A 1620-nucleotide genomic window follows, 5' to 3' on the forward strand; every position below is an offset into this window, starting at 1 on the left:
CCTCTCTCGTATTATAAAGTAGTAGTGTTTATAGACCCTCTCCAAGGTCTTAATACTATTTCTATCATAGCTATTCTTTACCTTTTCTACAGGTGCAGCTATGATATATAAGATGCTGTGGACTGGTGTCACCTCTCTACCACTCGATGGTTTCGGAAAGTGTCCAGCCGCAGTCTCTTTGTTTGATTGTTAATCAGTTAGATACCGCATGACGGTTTATTTAGAACGAGTTCACAACTGCGAAGAGCACCTGTGGTTCTAAAACAGCACCATATTTATTCAAAGGAGATTTGCCATGATTTATGTTGGTATTGATGTCGCTAAAGACAAGCATGACTGCTTCATCACTAACTCGGACGGTGAAGCACTTTTTAACGTATTCACTATTCCTAACAATGCGGATGGGTTCCATAGCCTCTATCAAAAGATTTCTTCCCTTACAAATGATTTTTCTAACGTAAAAGTAGGACTGGAAGCCACCGGACACTACAATTACAATCTCTTAGGATTTCTCATGGATAAAGGTCTCCCCACCTTTGTCATCAATCCCTTACATACGAACCTGTTCCGTAAGAGCCTCAGTCTTAGACAGACCAAAACGGATAAGGTAGATGCTCATACGATTGCTCTTATGATGATGTCTGGAGTAAACTTACAGTCCTACTCAGACACATCTTATCACAACGAAGAACTTAAGTCATTAACCAGATACAGGTTTGACAAGGTAAAGGAACGGGCGAAACTAAAAACTTCTGTCTCCAGGCTCGTAAACATCCTCTTCCCTGAATTGGAAAAACTTGTGCCTACGCTCCATATGGTTTCTGTATATACCCTCCTCTCAGAACTTCCTTCCGCCTCTCAGATTGCTTCCTGCCATCTGACACATCTCACAAAGCTGTTAGAAAGCGCTTCTAAAGGACACTATAACAAGGAAAAAGCTATAGAGATCAGAAATGCTGCCAAGCAATCCATTGGTTCAAATATGCCCGCTAAATCTCTCGAATTAAAGCATACAATTAAGCTTATTCAAGAATTAAGTTCTGAAATTAATGAAATAGAAGATTCCATCAAATCCATTATGGACAACATTCATTCTCCAATCACTTCCATTCCCGGGATCAACTACCGGATGGGAGCCATGATCATCGCCGAAATTGGTGATTTTAACCGCTTCAGCTCACCTGATAAGATCCTTGCTTATGCAGGGCTTTCTCCTTCTACCTATCAATCAGGGCAGCTTGACAGCAGTTATTCCCATATGGAAAAGCGTGGTTCTCGGTATCTGCGCTATGCGCTGTTTAATGCCACAAAATTTGTCTGCATATGGGACAATACCTTTGCCGCTTACCTTGCTAAGAAGCGTGCAGAAGGGAAGCATTACAATGTTGCTATATCCCATGCTGCCAAGAAACTGGTACGGGTTATTTATCGTCTGGAAAAATCACAGCAGCTTTATAACAGAGCAGCATAATATTTGCTCATGTATCCCCCTTTTTTGAGCACCGGAAACGATGCTCTATTTGTCATGCAGTTTTCAAGGTACTGATTTATTTGAAATGCATTTCTGCAATTCATACAAAATATTCATTTTAGGTCTTGACTTTTAATAGTTAGACTTTC

General features: G+C 40.6%; 1 protein-coding gene. It reads left to right on the top strand.

Annotation, left to right across the window (positions count from 1 at the left end):
• Positions 1–295 precede the first annotated feature (295 nt).
• Positions 296–1471 (top strand): IS110 family transposase, encoded by a 1176-nt coding sequence (locus FGQ86_RS16090; protein WP_138305147.1) that lies wholly within the window; start codon positions 296–298, stop codon positions 1469–1471.
• Positions 1472–1620 lie beyond the last annotated feature (149 nt).

This window comes from Clostridium sp. BSD2780061688st1 H5, from assembly GCF_005845155.1.
Lineage (GTDB): Bacteria > Bacillota > Clostridia > Lachnospirales > Lachnospiraceae > Claveliimonas > Claveliimonas intestinigallinarum.